Below are 16574 nucleotides of genomic sequence, written 5' to 3'. Positions count from 1 at the left end.
TCAGGGCGCGGCAGAGGGACGGTCTTCGGCATCGGCCTTCCTCGCGACTGGATTCTGCAATCCAACCAACCCTCACCCAATCCCCATTAAAACCACGTGAACAAAGAGGGGGATTTCTATCGAGACGGGCCGCGCTGCCGCGCCCGCCGCGCCGACAAGCCCCCCGCTCAGAGGGAAGCCCCCGCTTCGCCAGAGCGGCGGCGGGTCGCGCTATGACCTCCAGGCTGGGCCAATCCGGTCGGGGGAGTGGCCGCCCAGGCGGGGGCGGACCCGATGGGCCACCTGCAAGGCGGAAAGCTCTCTTATCGTTTGAAAGAACGCAAAGAATCGGGGCGTCACGACGCAGCCCCGACATGAAAGAAGGCGCGGGCTGAGAGGGGCGGCGGCGTTGGCAAGCCCGGACACATCCTCCGGCCCGCCTGCGGCATCCTTCGTCGCCTTGGAAACGAGGCGCCTCCGGCAGAATCGTTTGCGCTGGAGCACGCGCAAACCGGCCTTCGGGCGCGCCCTCGCCGGGGTTTTGGCAAAGGCTCAGACCCCGAACCCGACCTTACGGTCCCGGCATTTACGAACAATCGACAGGAAGATTTGGTGGAGCCGAGGGGAATCGAACCCCTGACCTCGTCATTGCGAACGACGCGCTCTACCAACTGAGCTACGACCCCAACGGCGCGGCGTATGCACCGGCGCCGAGGCGCCGTCAAGCATGTCCCGACAGGAACCTGTCCTGTCAGACACCGCTTTTGACCTGTTGCATGGAACGTGACAGCCTGCCCGAACGGGGTCGGAGGAGCGACGCGGCCTCGAGACCGGGAGGATAAAATGAAACGATCGACACTCCGCCAGGGGGCGGGCGCGCTGGCCCTGCTTGCCGCCCAGGGCGCGAGCGCGCAGGAGCTTCTGTTCCCCATCGGCGAAGGCGCCTTTTCCTGGGGCAGCTACGAGACCTTCGCCGCTGAGACCGACCTGACCGGCCAGAGCCTCAGCGTCACCGGCGCCTCGACTGGCGAGGACGGCAAGCGGTTGCAGGCGCTCTATGCTTACTTCACCGAGGCGACCGGCGCCGAGGTCAGCTATTCCGGCTCCGAGAGCTTTGAGCAGGACATCGTCATCAACGCCCAGGCGGGCGGCCTGCCCGATATCGCGAACTTCCCGCAGCCGGGGCTGGCGCGGGATCTGGCCGCGCGCGGAACGCTCAAGCCCTTCGGACCCGAGCTGCGCGACTTCGTGACCGAGACCTATGCCGCCGGTAGCAGTTGGGCGGATCTGGGCACCTTCCCCGGCCCCGATGGGCAAGAGGAGATCTATGGCATCTTCTTCGGCACCGACGTGAAATCGCTGGTCTGGTATGTCCCGGCCGCCTTCGACGAGGCGGGCTACGACATCCCCGAGACCATGGAGGAGCTGAAGGCGTTGACCGACCAGATCGTCGAGGATGGCGGCACGCCGTGGTGCATCGGCCTGGCCTCGGGCGCAGCGACCGGCTGGCCCGCGACCGACTGGGTCGAGGACATGATGCTGCGCACGGTCACCCCCGAGGAATACGACCAGTGGGTCCGCAACGAGATGCCCTTCGACGACCCCCGCGTCATCCGCGCCATCGAGGAGTTCGGCCATTTCGCCCGCAACGACGCCTTTGTCGCGGGCGGCGTGCAGGGGGTGGCGGCGACCGATTTCCGCGACAGCCCCGACGCGCTCTTCGACATCCCGCCAGGCTGCTACATGCACCGTCAGGCGTCCTTCATCCCGTTCTTCTTCCCCGAGGGCCAGGAGCCGGGGGTGGACGTGGATTTCTTCTACTTCCCCGCCTTCGAGAGCGAGGATCTGGGCCGTCCCGTCCTGGGCTCGGGCGGGCTGATCACGATGACGACGGACACGCCGGCGGCGCGCGCCTTCATCGACTTCCTGGGCACGCCGATCGCGCATGAGATCATGATGGCCCAGGGTCAGTTCCTGACCCCGCACAAGGACGCCAATACCGAGATCTACACCTCGGACCTCCAGCGCTCGCTGGGCCGCATCCTGACGGAGGCGACGACCTTCCGGTTCGACGGCTCCGACCTGATGCCCGGCGAGATCGGGACGGCGGCGTTCTGGACCGGCATGATCGACTACGTCACCGGCGAGAGCGCCGAGGAGGTCGCCGCCAAGATCCAGACCCGCTGGGACTCGATCCGCTAAGCTCCGGCGCGGCGTCCCTCGCCCGGGGCGCCGCGCCCCCGCTCGCTGGTCGAGCCCTACCCGAGGCCACTCGCGATGTTCCTCTCCACCGGCCTGTTCAAACTGCGCGAGATCGCGCGCATGATCTGGGTCCGGATCGCGCTGATCTCGGCGCTCGCGCTGATGGCGGCGACCATCGCGCCGCTGGTCTCCCCCTGGCTCCCCCCGGGGATGCGGGACCGCATCGACGAGGCCGCGGTCTCGGACCTGCTCTCGGTCTTGTCGGGATCGATGCTGGCGGTGGCGACCTTCTCGCTCTCGGTCATGGTGGCGGCCCATCACTATGCGGCCAGCCAGGTGACGCCCCGCTCCCACCGGCTGTTGCGCGACGACACGCGGACGCAGTCGGCGCTGGCGACGTTCATCGGGGCCTTCGTCTACGCCCTGGTGGCGATCTCGGTCATCAATGCGGGGCTGTTCGATGGGCGCGACTATGTCGTGCTCTATGGGGTGACGATCCTGGTGATCGCCCTGGTGACGGTCGCGCTGGTGCGGTGGGTTCAGCAACTCAGTGACCTGGGCTCGGTCGAGCGGACGACCGACCGGGTCGAAGAGGCGGCCCGGGAAGCGATGACGCACCGCATGGAGGCGCCCTGGCTGGGCGGGCATCCGGCCGGAGAGGTGCCCGAGTACGCAATCCCGATCCCAGCGGCGCAGCATGGCTGGGTCACCCATATCGACCTGCCCCGCCTGTCCGCCCTGGCCGAGGAGGCGGGGGCAGAGATCCATCTGGAGGGCGTGCCCGGCGCGCGGATGCAGCCCGGACGCCCGCTGATGCATGTCGCGGTGGACCGGCTTTCGGTCAGCCGGCAAAACGCCATGGCGGGCACGATCATGGTGGAGAGCCGGCGCAGCTTCGCCCAGGATCCCGCCTTCGGGATCGAGGTCATGTCCGAGATCGCCCAGCGCGCGCTCTCCCCCGGGCTGAACGATCCGCGCACGGCGACGGATGTGGTGGCGCGGCAGCTGCGGCTGCTGGCGCTCTGGCCCGGGCGGACGACACCAGAGGAGCCCCCCCGCTTCCCCCGGCTTTACGTCCCGCCCCTGAAGGCGGCGGCGCTGATACGCGAGGCTTTCGACCACATCGCCCGGGACGGCGCCCATCTGCTCGAGGTGCAACTCGCCGTGCAGGAGGCGCTGGCAGTCTTGGCGAAGCATCCCTCCCGCGAGATGGCGGAGGCGGCGCGCAAGCTCTCGGCCCGCGCGCTGAAACGGTCCGACAAGGCGCTGGAGATCAGCGAAGACCGCCGCCGCGTGCGCAAGGCCGCGCCCGCCCGAACGGCGCCGCGCTAGGCCGCGCCGCCGGGCACCCGCGTTCGAAAAGGCGGCGCGGCAGAGCCCGCGCTGCCAAGCCGTCTCGGCCTATTCCGCGGCTTCGAGATAATCCTCGACCGGCGGACAGGTGCAGACGAGGTGACGGTCCCCGGCCACGTTGTCGACCCGGTTGACCGGCGGCCAATACTTGTCGACGCGGAAGGCGCCCGGCGGGAAGCAGGCCTCTTCGCGCGAATAGGGCCGGTCCCAATCCCGCACCAGGTCTTCCATCGTGTGCGGGGCGTTCTTGAGCGGGTTGTTCTCCGCATCCATCTTGCCCTGCTCGATCTGCTCCACCTCGGCCCGGATCGCCAGCATCGCCGCGACGAAGCGGTCGAGTTCGGGTTTGGGCTCGGACTCGGTGGGCTCGATCATCAGCGTACCGGCCACCGGCCAGGACATGGTCGGCGCATGGAAGCCATTGTCGATCAGGCGCTTGGCCACGTCGTCCACGGTGACGCCCGCCGTGTCCTTGAACGGCCGCGTATCGACGATGCATTCATGCGCGACCCGCCCGTTGCGGCCTTTGTAAAGCACGTCATAGGCGCCCGACAGCCGCGCGGCGATGTAGTTGGCCGACAGGATCGCCACCTTGGTCGCCTGCGTCAGACCCGCGCCGCCCATCATCATCACATAGGCATAGCTGATCGGCAGGATCGAGGCGGAGCCGAAGGGCGCGGCGGAGACGGGGCCGCTCGTCCCCTGCGCCGGATGGCCCGGCAGGTAGGGGGCAAGATGCGCCCGGACGCCGATGGGGCCCATGCCAGGGCCGCCGCCGCCATGGGGGATGCAGAAGGTCTTGTGCAGGTTCAGGTGCGAGACGTCGGCCCCGATCTCCCCGGGCTTGGCCAGGCCCACCAGCGCGTTCAGGTTCGCCCCGTCGAGATAGACCTGCCCGCCATGGGCGTGGGTGATCTCGCAGACCTCGCGCACCGTGTCCTCGAAGACGCCATGGGTGGAGGGATAGGTGATCATGCAGGCGGCCAGGTCGTCGCCCGCCGCCTCGGCCTTGGCGCGGAAATCGTCGAGGTCGATATCGCCGTTCTCGGCCGACTTGACCACGACCACCTTCATCCCCGCCATCATGGCAGAGGCCGGGTTGGTGCCATGGGCGCTGGTCGGGATAAGGCAGATGCGCCGGTCCTGGCCATTGGCTTTGTGATAGGCCGCGATGGTCAGCAGGCCCGCATATTCGCCCTGCGCGCCCGAGTTGGGCTGCATCGACATGGCGTCATAGCCGGTGATGACGCAGAGCCGCTCCGCAAGCTCGTCGATCATCTCGCGGTAGCCCACGGTATCCTCGGCAGGTGCGAAGGGGTGGATGCGGCCGAATTCCGGGAAGGTGACCGGCATCATCTCCACCGCCGCGTTCAGCTTCATCGTGCAGGAGCCGAGCGGGATCATCGCCCGGTCCAGCGCCAGGTCGCGGTCGGCGAGGCGGCGCATGTAGCGCATCATCTCCGCCTCGGCCCGGTTCATGTGGAAGATCGGGTGGGTGAGATAGTCGGAGCGGCGCTTCAGCGCGTCCGGGATGTCGGTGCGGGTCGCGGCGATCTGTCCCTCGACGCCGAAGGCGCGCAACAGGCGGGTCAGCACCTCGGCATCCGTCACCTCATCGCAGGCGATCCCGATCCGGTCGGTGCCCACCTTGCGCAGCGTGATCCCCTCGGCCCGGGCCGAGCGCCAGATCACCCCCTGCATCGCGCCCACGGTCACGGTGAGCGTGTCGAACACGGCCTCGGGGGCGACCTCGAACCCGGCCCCCGTCAGCGCGTCGCGCAGCGCGACGGCATGGGCGTGAACATGGGTGGCGATATGGTGCAGCCCCTTCGGCCCGTGGAACACGGCGTAGAAACTCGCCATCACCGCCAGCAGCGCCTGGGCGGTGCAGACGTTGGAGGTCGCCTTCTCGCGGCGGATATGCTGCTCCCGGGTCTGGAGGCTGAGCCGGTAGGCCTTGTTGCCATGGCTGTCGACCGAGACGCCGACGATCCGGCCCGGCATCGACCGCTTATGCGCGTCGGCACAGGCGAAGAAGGCCGCATGCGGGCCGCCATTGCCCAGCGGCACGCCGAAGCGCTGGGCGCTGCCCACGGCGATATCGGCGCCCATCGCGCCGGGCTCCTTCAGCAGGCAGAGCGCGAGCAGGTCGCAGGCGACGATGCCCAGGGCCTTGTTTTCATGCAGCGCGGCGATCTCCGCGGAGAAGTCGCGCAGGTGCCCGTAGGTGCCGGGATACTGGAAGATCGCGCCGAACACGGCGGAGGGGTCGAGGTCGTCCGGGTTCCCGACGATCAGCTCGATGCCCAGCGGCTCGGCCCGGGTGCGCATGACGGCGATGTTCTGCGGGTGGCAGCCCTCGTCGACGAAGAAGGCGGTGGCCTTCGACTTGGCGACGCGCTGCGCCATCACCATCGCCTCCGCACAGGCGGTGGCCTCGTCGAGCAGCGAGGCGTTGGCGACCGGCAGGCCGGTCAGGTCAGAGATCATGGTCTGGAAGTTCAAGAGCGCCTCAAGCCGCCCCTGCGCGATCTCCGGCTGATAGGGCGTGTAGGCCGTGTACCAAGCCGGGTTCTCCAGGATGTTGCGCTGGATCGCCGGGGGCGTGACCGTGTCGTGGTAGCCTTGGCCGATCATGCTAGTCGTGACGCGGTTCTTGTCGGCCAGCTCCCGCAGCCGCCCCAGGATCGCGTGCTCGGTCATTTGCGGCCAGGGAAGCGGGTCCGCCTGGCGGATCGACTTCGGAACCGTCTCGTCGATCAGCGCGTCAAGGCTATCGGCGCCCACGACCTGCAACATCTCGGCCATCTCCTGCGGGGAGGGGCCGATATGGCGGCGGTTGGCGAAGTCGTAGGTATCGTAGTCGGTCAGGGTCATGAAACGGGTCCGGCTTGGAGGCTGTAGGGTGGGCATCAGCATGTCCACCTCTGCGGGGCGGTGGGCATGGTGATGCCCACCCTACGGAAACTACTCGATGAATTCCTTGTAGGCGTCCTCGTCCATCATGTCGTCCATCTCCTCGGGGGTGGTGGTCGTCATCTTGAAGAACCAGGCCGCCTCGGCGTCCTCGTTCACGAGGCCAGGGTTGTCGGCAAGCGCCTCGTTCACCTCGGTGATCTCGCCGTCGAGCGGCGAGGTGATGTCGGAGGCGGCCTTGACCGACTCGATCACCACGATCTCCTCGCCCTTGGTCACCTCGCGCCCGACGTCGGGCAATTCGATGAACACGATATCGCCCAGCTGCGTCGCGGCGTGTTCGGTGATGCCGACGGTGATGACGCCGTCGCTGTTGTCGAGCCACTCGTGCTCTTCGGTGTATTTCATGGCATGGCCTCCTGTCGGTCTCTCACCGCTTGTAGCGCGGCGTATGGAAGGGAAGGTCGGCGACCGTCACCGGGAGCCGCTTTCCCCGGACGTCACCGTAGAGCACCGTGCCCACGGCGCAATCGGCGGGCACGTAGCCCATCGCGACGGGCGCGCCAACCGAGGGGCCGAAGCCCCCGGATGTGACTTCGCCCACCGGATCGCCGCCCGTTTCGTCAGCATATAGCGCGACACCTGTGCGCATCGGCGCCCGACCCTGCGGGCGCAGACCGACCCGCTTGCGGGTCGCCCCCTCCGCCAGTTCGGCCAGAACGCGGTCGGCGCCGGGAAAGCCGCCCTCCCGCGCGCCGCCGGTGCGCCGCACCTTCTGGATCGCCCAGCCCAAGCCCGCCTCCACCGGCGTGGTCTCGGCCGTCAGGTCCTGGCCGTAAAGCGGCATCCCCGCCTCCAGCCGGAGCGAATCGCGCGCCCCCAGCCCAATGGGCGCCGCGTCCTCATGCGCCAGCAGCGCCCGCGCGAACGCCTCCGCCCGCGCCACCGGAACGCTGATCTCATAGCCGTCCTCGCCGGTATAGCCCGAGCGGCTGACCCAGAGCTCCGTCCCGTCCCAGTCCAGCGTCCGGACATCCATGAACCGCATCTCGGCCGCCTCGGGCACCAGCCCGGCCAGCACCGCCTCGGCCGAAGGCCCCTGCAGAGCCAGCAGCGCGCGGTCCTCCAGCAGGGTCACGTCATGGTCCGGCATGCCCGCCTGCACGATCTCCAGATCGAGGCACTTCATCGCCCCGTTCACCACCATCAGCAGGTGATCGCCCCGGTTGGCGACCATCAGATCGTCGGCCACGCCGCCATCGGGCAGCATCAGGAGGCCATATCGCTGCCGCCCCTCCTTCAGCCCGACCACGTCGATGGGGAGCAGCCGCTCCAGCGCCTCGGCCCGGCCCTCGCCGCGAATCACCATCTGGCCCATATGCGAGACGTCGAAGAGCCCCGCCTTCTCGCGGGTATGAAGGTGCTCGCCCATCACCCCCATCGCGTATTGAACGGGCATCGAATGACCCGCGAAGGGCACCATCTTGCCCCCAAGCTCGGCATGCAGCGCATCGAGCGGCAGCTTGATCGGATCGGTCGGCTCAGTCGTCATGCGGCACCTCCAAGGGCGGCCTGAGCCGCCGGTCGATGCCCCCTCTGTCCCGTTCGCCTGAGATCGCTATCCCTTCGGCGCCCCCGGTGGGGGGTCTCTCCAGAGTTTTTCGCGCGGCCGGTCCTGGGTGCCTGAGAGTTTACCGGGGCGGTTGCTCCTTCGGCCCCGCCTTGCGGCGGCGTCTCCCGGGTCGCGCGGGTTTCCGATACGAAACTCGACCCTGCCTTCGCAAGAGGGTATCGCATCGCGCATGGGAGAATTCTTCGGATACGGATCGCTCGTCAACTTGGCCACCCATGACTACCCGGGCGCCCGGCCGGTCAAGGTGCGGGGCTGGGCGCGGGCCTGGCGGCACACCGCCCTTCGGGAGGTCGCGTTCCTGACGGCGGTGCCGCAGGACGGGGCGGAACTCGACGGGGTCGTGGCGCAGGTGCCCGGCGGCGACTGGGATGCGCTCGACCTGCGCGAGGCGGCCTATCTCCGCCTCGTGCTACCCGAGGGACCGTCGATCTACCACATCCCCGAAGGACACCACGCCCCCGCGAGCCGCGCCCATCCGGTGCTGCTGAGCTATCTCGACACGGTGGTGCAGGGCTATCTGCAGCTGTTCGGCCAGGACGGGGTCGACCGCTTCTTCGCGACGACCCAGGGCTGGGACGCGCCGATCCGGGACGACCGCGCCGCGCCGGTCTATCCCAGGGCACAAGGCCTGACCGCCGAGGAAACGGCGCTGGTGGATCGCAAATTGCGCGAGATCGGCGCGACGCGCCTCTGACCGCCAGGGTCTCTCCGTGTCAGCGGGCCGCGTCCAGCGCCTCCGAGACCGCGCCGGCCGTCAGGATCTCGGGCAGCGGAATGCCTTGCGGCGCGCCCGGACCGTAGACGGCGTTGAAAGGAATGCCGAAGCGGCCGTTCTCGCGCAGGAACTCCGCGATGTCCTCGTCCGCCCGGGTCCAGTCCGCGCGCAAGGCCGTCATCCCAGGCGCCATCAGCCGACTGTAGATCGGCTCCGCGTCCAGCACGAGGCGCTTGTTGACCTTGCAGGTCAGGCACCAATCCGCCGTGACATCCACGACCACGACATTGCCCGCCGCGACCTCTGTCGCGATGCGCTCCCGGTCGAAGGCTTGCCACAGCCCTGTCGCCGCGTCCCGGCCCGGCTCCGATGCGGGCATGGCGATGGCCAGCAAAGCGGCCAGACCGAGCCCACCCAGAGACACCAGCCCCGCCTGCCGCCGCAAGGCCAGCGCGCCGAAGGTCGCGAGCGCGGCCGCGCCCACCGCCAGCGCCACGTTCGGCCCCGCCGAGCCCGCCAACACCGTCAGCAACCAGAGCGCCGCCGCCCCCAGCATCGCACCGAGCACGAGGCGCAGCGTCTTCATCCAGCGGCCCGGCCGTGGCAGGCGCCGCACCAGCGTGGGCCGCCCCGCCACCAGCAGGAAGGGCGCCGCGAGGCCGAGCCCCATCGCCAGGAAGATACCCAACGCCCGCAGCGGATCGGCGGTCAGCGCATAGGTCACGGCCGTGCCCACGAAGGGCGCCGAGCAGGGCGTCGCCATCACCGCCGCGAAGGCGCCGGTGGCGAAGTCCCCCGACAGGCCCTCGCGTCCGGCCCGGCGGGCCATGCCCGTCATCGCGAATCCCGGCAGGCCGATCTGAAAGAACCCCAGCAGATTCGCCGCGAAGATCGTCATCAGAAGCGTCATGGCGGCAAGAAACACGGGGCTCTGGAACTGCACGCCCCAGCCCACCGCCACGCCGACGGTCTGGAGGCCGATCAACGCCCCCGCCAGCAGCGCGAAAAAGCTCACGATGCCCGCCGCCGAGGCCAGGAACCCGGCGCGCACCTGCGCGGGCGCCCGGTCCTGCGCCTGAAGCGCGGAGGCGAGCTTGATCGAAAGAACCGGCAGGACGCAGGGCATGACGTTCAGGATCAGTCCGCCCAGGAAGGCGAGCCCCAGCATCCAGAAGAGCCCCGCGCCCTGCCCCGGCGGCGCCGGCGCCACCGCGTCCAGCGGCGCGGCGAGCGTCGCCGCCCGCGCGCCATCCACCACCGTCAGGTCCAGCGCGCCCTCCCCGGGGCCGAGCACCGGCAGCGCGGCCCAGAGCACCCGGCCGCCCTCGCCCAAACGAATGTCGGGCTTGCCGAAAGCGCCATAGGGGCGGTGCTCCGGGAAGACATCTGGGTCGAGGAACGGTCTGTCGGAGCGCAGCCGCACCGTCAGGGCCGTGTCGTCCAGATGCGCGGCCTCCAGCGCGATTCCCGCCTCTGCCCCGCCGACCGGCACGCGAGCGACCCACTCGGCCAGAACGCCCGCGTTCTCGGCATCCACGCCACCGCCGGCGGGCAACGAGAGCTCAAACTCCACCGTCTCGGGGATGCAGAGCTCCGCGCAGACCAAAAGATCGGCGCGCAGCGCCAGATGCGCCGCGGCCCCCGGCTCGGCCAGGGTCACGGTCAGAGGAAAGACGACCTCGCCGCCATAGCCGAAATTCTCGATCTCGAAGGCGGTGAAGCGGGTCGGCGCCGGATAGGCCAGCGCGACGTCGGCGACGTTCTCGCTGCCCTCCCAGCTCAGTTCGGGCGGCAGACCGACCTCCCCCGGGGAGCGCCAATAGGTCTTCCAGCCCGGCGCCATCTCCAACGAGAGCCCGGCCTGGAGCGTGGACACCCCGTCGCCAACGCCCTCCGAGGCCGTGATGACACGCGCGGTCAGCGTCCGTGTCTCGACCGTCGCCGAGGTCGCGGCGAGCAGCGGATGGGCAAGAAACGTCAGAAGAAGGAGCAGCACACGGATCATAGCCCCCAGCTAGGGCAGACTGCCCCCGGTGGAAAAGACCGGACGCGCCCCGGTGACACAACTGTGACCCCGCGACGCAACCCGTCCTGACGCGGATGTGATCGCCCCGTCTTGCACCCGGCGGCCCGCCAGTGTTTGCCTGCGCCGGACCCCGCGACCCTCGGAGCCCTGTTCATGACCCGCCTCGCCGCCCTCGCTCTCTCGACCCTGCTCGCCCTGCCCGCCGCCGCACAGAACTTCACCGAAGAGGAGATCAAGCAGCTCGCGCTCCAGGCGATCCTGGAAAACCCCGAGATCGTGATGGAGGCCGTCGGCATCCTGCAACAACGCGAGCAGGCAGAGGCCCAGGCCTCCGCCCGCACGACGCTGGACGAGGGCCGCGCCCTGCTGGAGCGCGACGAGAACGCGCCGGTCCTGGGCAATCCCGACGGCGACGTCACCGTGGTTGAGTTCTTCGACTACAACTGCCCCTATTGCCGCCGCGCCGCCGAGCAGGTCGCGGTGCTGCTGGAGCGGGACGACAATGTGCGCGTCGTCTACCGCGAATGGCCGATCCTGGGCGAGGGCTCGGTTTTCGCCGCCCGCGCCGCGCTCGCCTCGCGGGAGCAGGGGATGTATGGCGAATTCCACGAGGCGCTGATGGCCGCGCGTAGCCGGGTGGACGAGCCCGTCGTGATGCAGATCGCCGAAGAGATCGGGCTCGATCTCGACAAGCTCCGCGCCGACATGGAAGCGCCCGAGGTCCAGACGCATATCGAGACCACGTTCGCGCTGGCCCAATCGCTGGGCTTCTCGGGCACGCCGAGCTTCGTCATCGGCGACGCGCTGGCGCCCGGGCTGATCGACGCCGATCAGCTGGTCGAACTGGTCGAGACCGCGCGGGAAGAGTGACCGGGCGGGGCGCGCGGCGCGCGCGCCCTAGACCGGGACCATCGTGCCAAGCGCGGTCGCGACATGCACCCCGTCCGCGCCATGGACATCGGCGGCCACCGCGACCAGCCGCCGCCCGGGCCGAACGATACGCCCCTCGGCGACCAGCAGCCCCTTGGCGGGCGCCAGGAGAGAGATGCGGAACTCCGCCGTGACGACCTCGCGCCCCTCCTCCATCTGCGTCAGCGCGGCATAGCCAGCCGCCGAGTCGGCCAGGGAAAAGGTCAGCCCCGCATGACCATAGCCATGCTGCTGGGCCGTCGCCTCGGTGACCTCCGCCTCGATGCGCACGGCGCCCGGCGCGACATGCACCAGCCGCGCGCCCAGCGTCGCCATCAGACCCTGGCGCTCGAAGCTCGCGCGGATGCGCGCTTCGACGCTCATGCCCGGATCACCAGGCAGGTGGTGGAGCCGGTCGCATAGAGCTTGCCATCCTCGGTCCCCCGGATTTCCCCGTGAGAGATGCCGGTGCTGCGCCCGGCATGCTGCACCCGGCCCTCGCAGAGAATCTCCATGCCCGTCGGGATCGCGCGGGTGATGTTCACCTTGTATTCCAGCGTCGTATAGGTCGCCCCGCACGGCAACATCGTTTGCACCGCGCAGGCCATCGCGCTGTCGAGCAGCGTCCCGTACCAGCCGCCATGCACCGACCCGATCGGGTTCAGATGCTCGAAGCGCGGCGCGCCACGGAAGACGGCGCGCCCTTCCTCCACCTCGACGAGGCGATAGTTCAGCGTGCGCGCGATCGGAGGCTGCGGCAGCTCTCCGTCGCGAATGCCCTGGAGGAACTCCAGCCCCGAAAGCGAGAGGAGCCGGTCGCGCGGGACCAGCTCCTCGGGTGATTGTGCGAACATGAGGCCTCCGACACCGATTTCGCGGCGACGGTAGCGCCGGGCGCGCGGTCAGGCCACCCGGCTCAGCGCGGGGCGCGCGGCGAGGCCCAGCGCGAGGCAGACGTCGCGGGTCAGCTCGGGCTTGTTGAGCGTGTAGAAATGGAGATGCTCCACGCCCTCGCCCACCAGCCGGTCGGCCAGCTCAGAGGCCTGGGCCACGGCCAGCAGGTCAGCGCGATCGTCGCGGGTCGCCACCTCGAAGGCCTGCGCGAGGTCGTCGGGGATCACGGCGCCGCAGGCCCGGGCGAAGCGGGACGCCTTCTCCCAGTTCTCGATGGGCAAGAGGCCGGGCACGATCGGCGCGTCGATGCCCGCCGCCGCACAGCGGTCGCGGAAACGCAGGAACGTCTCCGCGTCGAAGAAGAACTGGGTGATCGCCTCGGACGCGCCGGCATCGATCTTGCGCTTGAGCCAGGCGATATCGGCCTCGGCCGAGGCAGCCTCGGGATGGACATCCGGATAGCAGCCGACACGGACGCGGAACCCGTCGGCGGCCAGCGCCCCGATCAGCTCCACCGAATCGGAGAAGCCCTCGGGATGCGGCTCGAACCGGTCGGCGCCCTTGGGCGGGTCGCCGCGCAGCGCGACGATGTCCTCGACGCCCGCCTTGCGGAACCCGCGCGCCGTTTCCATCGTCTCGGCCCGGGTGGCATCGACGCAAGTGAGGTGCCCCGCCACGCGGAGGTTGAATTCCTGACCCAGCGTCGCGACCGCTTCGCGCGTCAGATCCCGTGTGGTGCCGCCCGCGCCATAGGTGACCGAAACCCAGTCCGGCCCGAGCGGCGCCAGGGTCCGCACGCACTCCCACAACCGGAACGACGCTTGCAGCGATTTCGGCGGAAAGAACTCGAAGCTGACGGTAGGCGTAGGCATTTTGGGCGGCTCCTGACTGCGTGCCCTCTTGTGCCTCACGGCGCTTCCGTGAGACAGCCTCATATTGTTCAACATCGACATGAGGCCGACATGAGGCTGAACATCGAGTTCCGGCATCTTCGCACGATCAAGGCCATCGTCGAATGCGGCGGCCTCGCGCGAGCGGCGGAGCGGCTGAACATCACCCAATCGGCGCTCAGCCATCAGGTGAAGAACCTGGAGGCGCAGATCGGGGTGGACCTGTTCGTGCGCCGCTCCAAACCGATGAAGCTCTCGCCCGCGGGGCAGCGGCTGCTGCGTCTGGCCGAACAGGTCCTGCCTCAGGTCGAGGCGGTGGAGGCGGATTTCGCGGGGCTCAAGTCCGGGCGCACGGGGCGGCTGCACATCGCCATCGAATGCCATGCCTGTTTCGAATGGCTCTTTCCCGTGCTGGAGCAGTTCCGCCGCGCCTGGCCCGAGGTCGATGTGGACATCCGCCCCGGGCTGCAATTCCAGGCCCTGCCCGCGCTGCAAAAGGAAGAGGTGGATCTCGTCGTGTCCTCGGACCCCGAAGACCTGCCCGGGATCGAGTTCGCGCCTCTTTTCGACTATGAGCCGGTCTTCCTCGCCTCCTCCGCGCATCCGCTGGCGGCAAAACCGTTCATCGAGGCCGAGGATTTCATCGGCCAGACCCTCATCACCTATCCCGTCGACCGCGCGCGCCTGGACGTCTTTTCGCAACTGCTGACGCCTGCGGGGGTGGAGCCGGCGGCGATACGGCAGGTCGAACTGACGGCGGTGATCCTGCTGCTCGTCGCCTCCAACCGGGGGGTCGCGGTGCTGCCGGACTGGGTCGTGCGGGAGGTGCGCTACAATTCCGACTACGTGACCCGGCCGCTGACCGAGGGCGGGCTGACCCGGCGGCTCTATGCGGCGGTGCGGTCCGAGGATAGCGCGAAGCCCTACATGGCCCATGTCCTGCGCCTGATGCGCACCGAGCCGCTGAAGCTCCAGCGCGCCCGGGCGGAGGCCTGACCGCGCGCGGTCAGGCCAAGGGCGTCATCCGCCGATCTCGACCCGCTCCAGCCCGTCATCGCCGGGCAGCGTGATCTGGAAGCCGTCGTCCACCGCCGGACCCTCATCGGTCAGCATCAAGGCGTTCGGCAGCACGAAGACGGCCAGCAGCCCGCCGATCACCAGGGCGGTGGCGACGCCGATATAGTAATTGCGCTTGGAGCGGTCAGGGACAGGGGCGTCCTTGGGTTCGGAAACCATGGTGCTTCTCCACATTTTCAGGGGCGGCGCGCCCGGCTCTAGGCGCGCCGGTCATTGGCTCTCAGGCAGGGGGCGGCGCGTCAGTCTATGGTGGTCTCCGGCGTGGAGCCCAACTCCACCCGCGTCGCCCCTTGCGCGTCGCCGCTCAGCGGCGCCTCCGCGCCGGTCGCCGGGTCGGTCACGATCACGGGGCTCGCATCGGTCCCCTCGGCGACGCCCAGCAGGGTCGGCTCGGGCTCGGTGACGCCGCCGATGAGAGAGGCGGCGATCAACCCGATGGCGACGACGCAAGCGGCGATCAGGGCAACGCGGCGGGTAGAGCCTTTGGCAGACGCGGTCCGGTCATGTTCGATATCGGCCATGGCGGCCTCCGTTTCGGGATAACGTTTGCCGGCACAACGGAAACGCCCCGTCCCGGGTCCGGCCTGCGTCAATCGTTCACGTCATCCTCGAAGGTCCGAACCTGCCCGCCTGGCGCGCCAAACACGCGGCGCAGGGTCAGCCAGGCCCCCAGCGACAGCGCCGCGAAGAGAAGCAGGATCACGCCCGATCCATAGCCCCCAGCAAGCCCCAACAGCGCGCCCAGCACCCCCGTCAACAGGCCCAGCGCGATCAGCCCCGCCCCGATGGCGAAGCCCAGCGCCAAGTAGCTGGGCGCCAGCACCTCGACCACGCCCAGCGCCACGGCGGCCAGGGCCCAGACCCACCAGGCGGTCATTTGCGCCCCTTCAGCATCTCGAACGCCTGTCCGAACGCATCCATCGCCGAAGCCGGGACGATCATCGTCCGGTTCCCCTCGCCCCCACCCAAGGCGGTCAGCGCCTCCACCTGCTTGAGCGCGACCTGATATTGCGCCGCCTCCAGCCCGTTCTCGGCAATCGCCTGGGCCACGACCTGGGTCGCATAGGCTTCGGCATCGGCCTGGATTCGGCGCGCCTTGGCGGTCTGCTCGGCGGCATAGAGTTCCGCGTCGGCGGCCAGTTCCACGGCGCGCTTCTTCCCCTCGGCCTCCATCACCTGCGCGCGCCGTGCCCGCTCCGCGTTGAGCTGCTGCAGCATCGCATCGCGGGTCTGCTTGTCGAGGTTTACGTCCAGGATCTCGGCCCGGGTGACCTCGATCCCCCAATCGTCGACCGCATCCTCGACCTGCGCCTTGATCTTGGCGATCAGCTGCGAGCGGTTGGACTGCACCTCGTCCAACTCCATCATCCCGATCTCGGCGCGCACGATCCCGGCCACGGTGGTGGCGATGGCGCCATCCACGTCGCGGATGCGGTAAACGGTCCGTTCGGGCGAAAGGATCCGATAGAAGACGCTCGTCTCGACCTGCACCAGAACATTGTCGCGGGTGATCGCGTCCTGGCTGGCATTGGGCAACTGCCGCTCCAGGATCGAGACCTTATGGGCCACCCGGTCGAGGAACGGCACGATCAGGTTGATCCCCGGCCCGAGGACCGAGCGGAGCCGGCCGAACCGCTCCACCACGAACTTCTCGGATTGCGGCACGATCCGCACGCCCAGCAGCACGCAGAGGATCACGAACAGAGCGACAGCGATCAGCACCGCATTCGCCCCGAGAAAGCTCAAAATTTCTTGCTGAAGGTCCATTTCAATGCCCCATCGCCACGTCCCGGTCCTGCCGAATGGCTCGGAAACCGGGGCAGTCTAGCACATGTTGCCGAATAAGCGTGTCGTCTTCGCGGCTGACGTCCGGCGCCACAAGGGCATGGATCAACGTAAGCCCAGCGCGCGGCATGCTTGCCGATTCGGTCACCACGGGTCCGCTGCGCCGTTCCCCTGAGCCGCCCGCCGGTCTATCCT

At 68.9% G+C, this 16574-nt stretch carries 16 protein-coding genes, 1 tRNA gene and 2 riboswitches; of the genes, 5 read left to right on the top strand and 12 right to left on the bottom strand.

Translation table 11 applies throughout. The annotated features are described in order from the left end of the window. Positions 1–589 precede the first annotated feature (589 nt). Positions 590–665 (bottom strand) — tRNA-Ala (locus tag DTQ71_RS21945). Between the two features lie 157 nt (positions 666–822). Here DTQ71_RS21945 and DTQ71_RS21940 point away from each other — a divergent pair. After that, on the top strand, positions 823–2181 hold the full coding sequence (locus DTQ71_RS21940) for an ABC transporter substrate-binding protein (RefSeq protein WP_109566428.1): 1359 nt from the start codon (positions 823–825) through the stop codon (positions 2179–2181). 75 nt (positions 2182–2256) lie between these two features. Continuing rightward, positions 2257–3513, top strand: coding sequence for a DUF2254 domain-containing protein (locus tag DTQ71_RS21935; RefSeq protein WP_109566427.1), 1257 nt, complete (start codon positions 2257–2259; stop codon positions 3511–3513). Between the two features lie 69 nt (positions 3514–3582). On the opposite strand, the gene gcvP is transcribed toward DTQ71_RS21935, so the two are convergent. The 3 genes from gcvP to gcvT form a co-directional block, all read right to left on the bottom strand. Continuing rightward, positions 3583–6411 carry an aminomethyl-transferring glycine dehydrogenase gene (gcvP, locus tag DTQ71_RS21930; protein WP_109566426.1) on the bottom strand — a complete coding sequence of 943 codons (2829 nt, stop codon included), beginning with the start codon at positions 6409–6411 and terminating at the stop codon, positions 3583–3585. Between the two features lie 90 nt (positions 6412–6501). After that, positions 6502–6858 carry a glycine cleavage system protein GcvH gene (gene gcvH, locus DTQ71_RS21925; protein ID WP_109566425.1) on the bottom strand — a complete coding sequence of 119 codons (357 nt, stop codon included), beginning with the start codon at positions 6856–6858 and terminating at the stop codon, positions 6502–6504. A gap of 22 nt (positions 6859–6880) precedes the next feature. After that, a complete protein-coding gene (gene gcvT, locus DTQ71_RS21920) occupies positions 6881–8002 on the bottom strand; it encodes a glycine cleavage system aminomethyltransferase GcvT (protein WP_109566424.1) in 1122 nt (373 codons plus the stop codon). Between the two features lie 34 nt (positions 8003–8036). Then, positions 8037–8115: riboswitch (glycine riboswitch) on the bottom strand. A 4-nt stretch (positions 8116–8119) separates the two neighbouring features. Then, positions 8120–8191, bottom strand: a riboswitch (glycine riboswitch). 61 nt (positions 8192–8252) lie between these two features. Between gcvT and DTQ71_RS21915 the strand changes: the two genes are divergently transcribed. Continuing rightward, positions 8253–8777, top strand: a complete 525-nt coding sequence (locus tag DTQ71_RS21915) for a gamma-glutamylcyclotransferase family protein (protein WP_109566423.1) — start codon at positions 8253–8255, stop codon at positions 8775–8777. A gap of 19 nt (positions 8778–8796) precedes the next feature. On the opposite strand, the gene DTQ71_RS21910 is transcribed toward DTQ71_RS21915, so the two are convergent. Then, complete coding sequence (locus DTQ71_RS21910; protein ID WP_109566422.1) at positions 8797–10803, bottom strand: protein-disulfide reductase DsbD family protein; 2007 nt, start codon at positions 10801–10803, stop codon at positions 8797–8799. 174 nt (positions 10804–10977) lie between these two features. Here DTQ71_RS21910 and DTQ71_RS21905 point away from each other — a divergent pair, with 174 nt between their 5' ends. Then, a complete protein-coding gene (locus DTQ71_RS21905; protein ID WP_109566421.1) occupies positions 10978–11694 on the top strand; it encodes a DsbA family protein in 717 nt (238 codons plus the stop codon). Between the two features lie 27 nt (positions 11695–11721). Here the strand turns inward: DTQ71_RS21905 and DTQ71_RS21900 are convergent, their stop codons facing one another. From DTQ71_RS21900 to metF, 3 genes are read right to left on the bottom strand one after another with little or no spacing between them, the layout of a single operon-like run. Then, on the bottom strand, positions 11722–12117 hold the full coding sequence (locus DTQ71_RS21900; protein ID WP_109566420.1) for a PaaI family thioesterase: 396 nt from the start codon (positions 12115–12117) through the stop codon (positions 11722–11724). Next, a complete protein-coding gene (locus DTQ71_RS21895; protein WP_109566419.1) occupies positions 12114–12587 on the bottom strand; it encodes a PaaI family thioesterase in 474 nt (157 codons plus the stop codon). Before DTQ71_RS21895 ends, DTQ71_RS21900 begins: the two co-directional genes overlap by 4 nt. A gap of 48 nt (positions 12588–12635) precedes the next feature. After that, complete coding sequence (metF, locus tag DTQ71_RS21890) at positions 12636–13499, bottom strand: methylenetetrahydrofolate reductase [NAD(P)H] (RefSeq protein WP_109566418.1); 864 nt, start codon at positions 13497–13499, stop codon at positions 12636–12638. Positions 13500–13595: 96 nt separating this feature from the next. Between metF and DTQ71_RS21885 the strand changes: the two genes are divergently transcribed. Further along, positions 13596–14513, top strand: a complete 918-nt coding sequence (locus DTQ71_RS21885; RefSeq protein WP_109566434.1) for a LysR family transcriptional regulator — start codon at positions 13596–13598, stop codon at positions 14511–14513. A 24-nt stretch (positions 14514–14537) separates the two neighbouring features. Here the strand turns inward: DTQ71_RS21885 and DTQ71_RS21880 are convergent, their stop codons facing one another. From DTQ71_RS21880 to DTQ71_RS21865, 4 genes are all read right to left on the bottom strand, one after another. Beyond that, positions 14538–14753: a hypothetical protein gene (locus DTQ71_RS21880; RefSeq protein WP_109566417.1), complete on the bottom strand. Its 216-nt coding sequence runs from the start codon at positions 14751–14753 to the stop codon at positions 14538–14540. A gap of 80 nt (positions 14754–14833) precedes the next feature. Continuing rightward, on the bottom strand, positions 14834–15115 hold the full coding sequence (locus DTQ71_RS21875; protein ID WP_109566416.1) for a hypothetical protein: 282 nt from the start codon (positions 15113–15115) through the stop codon (positions 14834–14836). 68 nt (positions 15116–15183) lie between these two features. Next, entirely contained in the window at positions 15184–15471 is a 288-nt protein-coding gene (locus DTQ71_RS21870) for a hypothetical protein (protein ID WP_109566415.1), read from the bottom strand. Then, on the bottom strand, positions 15468–16361 hold the full coding sequence (locus DTQ71_RS21865; protein WP_109566414.1) for an SPFH domain-containing protein: 894 nt from the start codon (positions 16359–16361) through the stop codon (positions 15468–15470). The genes DTQ71_RS21870 and DTQ71_RS21865 overlap by 4 nt, the downstream gene beginning before the upstream one ends. Positions 16362–16574: the final 213 nt, after the last annotated feature.

It is taken from the genome of Jannaschia seohaensis, assembly GCF_900116765.1.
In the GTDB taxonomy this organism is placed as follows: domain Bacteria; phylum Pseudomonadota; class Alphaproteobacteria; order Rhodobacterales; family Rhodobacteraceae; genus Jannaschia; species Jannaschia seohaensis.
The sequence above is the reverse complement of the archived record's forward strand: the minus strand, read 5'-3'. Positions and strand labels throughout refer to the sequence as shown.

Bases quoted from the DNA above. Each gene is read 5' to 3' on its own strand.
- DTQ71_RS21940 (WP_109566428.1), top strand. From the start codon at position 823: ATGAAACGATCGACACTCCGCCAGGGGGCGGGCGCGCTGGCCCTGCTT.
- DTQ71_RS21935 (WP_109566427.1), top strand. From the start codon at position 2,257: ATGTTCCTCTCCACCGGCCTGTTCAAACTGCGCGAGATCGCGCGCATG.
- gcvP (WP_109566426.1), bottom strand. From the start codon at position 6,411: ATGACCCTGACCGACTACGATACCTACGACTTCGCCAACCGCCGCCAT.
- gcvH (WP_109566425.1), bottom strand. From the start codon at position 6,858: ATGAAATACACCGAAGAGCACGAGTGGCTCGACAACAGCGACGGCGTC.
- gcvT (WP_109566424.1), bottom strand. From the start codon at position 8,002: ATGACGACTGAGCCGACCGATCCGATCAAGCTGCCGCTCGATGCGCTG.
- DTQ71_RS21915 (WP_109566423.1), top strand. From the start codon at position 8,253: ATGGGAGAATTCTTCGGATACGGATCGCTCGTCAACTTGGCCACCCAT.
- DTQ71_RS21910 (WP_109566422.1), bottom strand. From the start codon at position 10,803: ATGATCCGTGTGCTGCTCCTTCTTCTGACGTTTCTTGCCCATCCGCTG.
- DTQ71_RS21905 (WP_109566421.1), top strand. From the start codon at position 10,978: ATGACCCGCCTCGCCGCCCTCGCTCTCTCGACCCTGCTCGCCCTGCCC.
- DTQ71_RS21900 (WP_109566420.1), bottom strand. From the start codon at position 12,117: ATGAGCGTCGAAGCGCGCATCCGCGCGAGCTTCGAGCGCCAGGGTCTG.
- DTQ71_RS21895 (WP_109566419.1), bottom strand. From the start codon at position 12,587: ATGTTCGCACAATCACCCGAGGAGCTGGTCCCGCGCGACCGGCTCCTC.
- metF (WP_109566418.1), bottom strand. From the start codon at position 13,499: ATGCCTACGCCTACCGTCAGCTTCGAGTTCTTTCCGCCGAAATCGCTG.
- DTQ71_RS21880 (WP_109566417.1), bottom strand. From the start codon at position 14,753: ATGGTTTCCGAACCCAAGGACGCCCCTGTCCCTGACCGCTCCAAGCGC.
- DTQ71_RS21875 (WP_109566416.1), bottom strand. From the start codon at position 15,115: ATGGCCGATATCGAACATGACCGGACCGCGTCTGCCAAAGGCTCTACC.
- DTQ71_RS21870 (WP_109566415.1), bottom strand. From the start codon at position 15,471: ATGACCGCCTGGTGGGTCTGGGCCCTGGCCGCCGTGGCGCTGGGCGTG.
- DTQ71_RS21865 (WP_109566414.1), bottom strand. From the start codon at position 16,361: ATGGACCTTCAGCAAGAAATTTTGAGCTTTCTCGGGGCGAATGCGGTG.